This window comes from Collinsella aerofaciens (assembly GCF_028209885.1).
Classification (GTDB): Bacteria; Actinomycetota; Coriobacteriia; order Coriobacteriales; family Coriobacteriaceae; genus Collinsella; species Collinsella aerofaciens_BA.
Genome location: NZ_JAQLEM010000064.1, coordinates 1 through 3,409 on the forward strand (window position 1 = coordinate 1; position 3,409 = coordinate 3,409).

General features: G+C 57.1%; 2 protein-coding genes. One reads left to right on the plus strand and one right to left on the minus strand.

Annotated features, from left to right (window positions below):
• Window positions 1-257 precede the first annotated feature (257 nt).
• Window positions 258-1,610, plus strand: a complete 1,353-nt coding sequence (locus PMX21_RS09890; RefSeq protein ID WP_270226346.1) for an ATP-binding protein — start codon at window positions 258-260, stop codon at window positions 1,608-1,610.
• Window positions 1,611-1,683: 73 nt separating this feature from the next.
• Here the strand turns inward: PMX21_RS09890 and PMX21_RS09895 are convergent, their stop codons facing one another.
• Window positions 1,684-3,186, minus strand: a complete 1,503-nt coding sequence (locus PMX21_RS09895; RefSeq protein WP_271759279.1) for a hypothetical protein — start codon at window positions 3,184-3,186, stop codon at window positions 1,684-1,686.
• Window positions 3,187-3,409 lie beyond the last annotated feature (223 nt).

Consider the following 3,409-nt stretch of genomic DNA (forward strand, 5'->3'; position numbering starts at 1 on the left):
AAAAACAGTCCCTATTTCACCGCAACTGCGTTAGGGATTTTTCTGCAGGGGAGGGTAGTCAAAAAAGCCCCGTCCCAAATTGACTGCTCGGGGAGTCGCATTCGAGCTCGGTTGTCCTCTTAGCCACTCGATATCCTTCGGAGCAATAACGGTGATAAAACTTGCTTAAGTGCTAATCAAACTACACACAATCTTGCTCTCTAGCTAATCAAGAATCAGTATAATTTTGATTAGCTAGAGAGCAAGATTGGAGAATCATGGCATTCAACGACTTGATCGCCCAGAAAATAAAGGACTTTGAACAGCAGGGGGTTCCGCAGGTCTTTGAGCGAGACCTTGATCTGGGAAACCCACAGGAGCCAAAGCGCGACAACATCGTAAATGTGGTTGTGGGGGCCCGCCGTTGTGGAAAGACGTATCGCCTGTATCAGGAGATGCAGCGGCTTCAGGGCCGGGGCGTCGAGCTTGACCGGATGCTTTACTTTAATTTTGAGGACGAGCGCTTGCGCCCGTATGAGTCATCGCTGCTGGCGGACGTGCTCGACACGTTCTATGCGCTGTATCCTGCTGCTCGAACCGAGGGCGCTTACATTTTCTTTGACGAGATCCAGGAAATTCCCGAATGGGGTGCGTTTCTGCGGCGTGTAGTCGATACGGAGAAAGCGACCGTCTATGTGACGGGATCTTCTTCTAAGATGCTGTCCTCAGAGCTTAAGAGCGAGTTCAGGGGTCGTTCTCTTATACGGGAGCTTTTTCCGTTGAGTTTTTCGGAATACGTTCGATATAAGACGGGGAACGTTTTCGAGCCAGATGCGACCTTTTCCCCAAGCGATGCAGCGCTGCTTCGACATCATCTGATCGGATATCTTGAACGAGGGGGATTCATCGCGACACTTGAGCAGACGCCCGCAGACGCGATTCAGCTGCTACAGGAATATGCTTCGCGAACGGTCGCTATGGACGTCATTGAGCGTTACGACGTCAAGAACCCTCGCCTGGCATCGCTGTTCTTGACGCGGTGTATGGCATCTTCGGGACGAGAGCTGTCAGTGAACAAAGTGTACAACGAGTTCAAGAGCAGACAGATACCCGTCAGTCGTAATTCGCTCAGCGATTTACTTGAGTATTATGAGGATGCCTACCTGTTATTTTCTGTGCCGGAGTTCACGCGTTCATTGGCAAATAACATGCGGTCTGCGTCTAAGGTCTACGCTGTCGACCCTGCGATGTTTGGAGCATTCTCTCCCGCATCGGCATTGGACCAGGGCCAGAGGCTCGAGACCGCAGTGTTCAATGCGCTAAGAAGAAGGACTCCCGCGGTGAGGACCGGCTCGGTCTGCCGCCTGCTGATCAAAGAGAAGAGCAAAAGCCATGAGGTGGACTTTGTGGCTGGGGACGCACTTCTCATGCGGGCTTATAGCCTGATTCAGGTGAGTGTGGATATGGCAAGTGAGAAAACGCGCGAGCGCGAAATTGCCGCGCTTGATGCCTCGATGGCCCAGTTCGATCTTGGCGAGTCGGCAATCGTTACCATGGATGAGCAGGCCGATATTCCATGCGAGCACGGTGCGGTACACGTTGTGCCCGCATGGAAGTGGCTCCTTGCCTAATCATCTACGGATCTGTGGGGCCAGGACCTCCTGGCCCCTTTATCACGGTTGGGGAGCACCATGATGCGCCCGGCTAGTCTTGGGCTTTGATGCTCGGCATCAGAATCTGGGCGAGGTAGTCGCATTCGAGCTTGGTGGCGGCGTCGGCCTTGCCGTCTTTGCCGACCAGCACGTTCTTGATCTGGCTATAGGTGTAGCGGTTGCCGGTCGTGAGCTCGACAAGCTCAATCGCCGTATCCATGGGGTAGGTCGACACGGGGTCTTGCGTCCGTCCGTTGATGGTCTGGGGCACCACGTACGGATAGACGGGGCCGCTGGCGTAGACGGTGTAGCCGTTGCCGAGGTTTGCGGCACCCAAAACCGCGTCGCCCTCATCGGGCGTAAAGCTCTCGCCCTCGCGCACCGCGACGAGCGTCACGAGCGGTGTGTTGGTGTCGCCGTCCAGATAAATGCACAGCGTGCTGCCGTTTTGCCAAGTCGCGACTTTGCCGTACCACTCAACGGGAATATCGAGCTGATACAGGTCCGTTGCCTTATGTCGAGCATCGGCGTCGCGGGCCGCCTGTGCCTCGCGGGAGCTCACGGCGTTGACGGCGGCGTCACGGCGCGCGGTTGCCGCCTGCTGGAGCACCTTTGCGACCGCGGCGGAGTTCACCCCGCCTTCCTCGGCATACTTGGCGGCGGCATCGATCTGGTCGTCAGTCACCGTGTCGGCCGAAGGCACCTTGAGCTTAAAGGTGGCCTGGGCACTCAAATCCTGCCCATCGCTCTTAATGGTGACCTGCGCCTTGGTGGTCGGCACGGTGTAAATGGTACCGTCGGCTGCGATGGGGGACCCAGCGATGGAGAGCGTATAGTCGCCGGGCAGCAGCTTAATGCCGCGACCGTGTTCGTCAACGTAGAGCGTTTCGCTCACGGAAGAACCGTCGGAATCCTGGCCGCTCACCTGCACGGGAATCTTGGAACCAGTTGAGCAGTCGAGCCCTGCGGCATGCACGCCAATCTGCACCGACATCATCGTGTGTGCACTGGCGGCGACAGCGGCAGCCTGCTCTTGCTGATATCCGTTCCAGGCAGCATAGCCTGCGCCGCCGGCGACGAGCGCGACGGCCACAACGCCGGCAACCATCAGGTTGCGGCGCTTGGGCGGCATCTTACGATGACGGGCCTCGGCCTCATGTGCCGAAGGAACAGACGGTAGGGGGATATCGCCCATGGCGATGGTCTCGTCCACGGCAGGCGCAGAGCCCAGGCCGGGGAGCTCGCGGGTCAGCGAATCTTCGGCCGGCAAGCTGTCGAGCAAGATGGTTTCCTCGCTCGTGTCGGATTCGGGCTGGTCGTCGGCCTCGCATTCGGATTCCTCGTGCCCCGCCTCGTCCTCGGTGGGCGCGGCGCCATCGTCTTTTGCATCCTGATCATCGGGCTGCGCCTCGATTTCCGGCTCATTCCGCACATCAACGCTCGAATCGTCAAACGCAATCTCGGCCAGTGCGATTTGGTCTAGGCTCTCCAGGGCCTCGGCACACGCTTTTGCATCTTGGGCCGCATCCTCTTGGCCCATCGTCTCATCTTTCATATATCCCCCAAGCTCAATATCGGCTCAACACTGTACCCAAAAATGGAGCCATATAAAGCGCGTATGAAATATAAGATTTGATTTAACCTGAGCGCATCGTTCGGCCGCATCCTCGCGGCAGCAAAAGGCCCCCGGAACGCGAACGATGAACTGCCTCCCATTTCTTGGACATGAGAAATGGGAGGCTTTTTATGCGTGTCGACTTGAGGGTGAAGCACGACAT

What these genes read in the sequence shown, in the direction of transcription:
- PMX21_RS09890 (WP_270226346.1), top strand. Translation starts at nt 258, where the DNA reads ATGGCATTCAACGACTTGATCGCCCAGAAAATAAAGGACTTTGAACAG.
- PMX21_RS09895 (WP_271759279.1), bottom strand. Translation starts at nt 3,186, where the DNA reads ATGAAAGATGAGACGATGGGCCAAGAGGATGCGGCCCAAGATGCAAAA.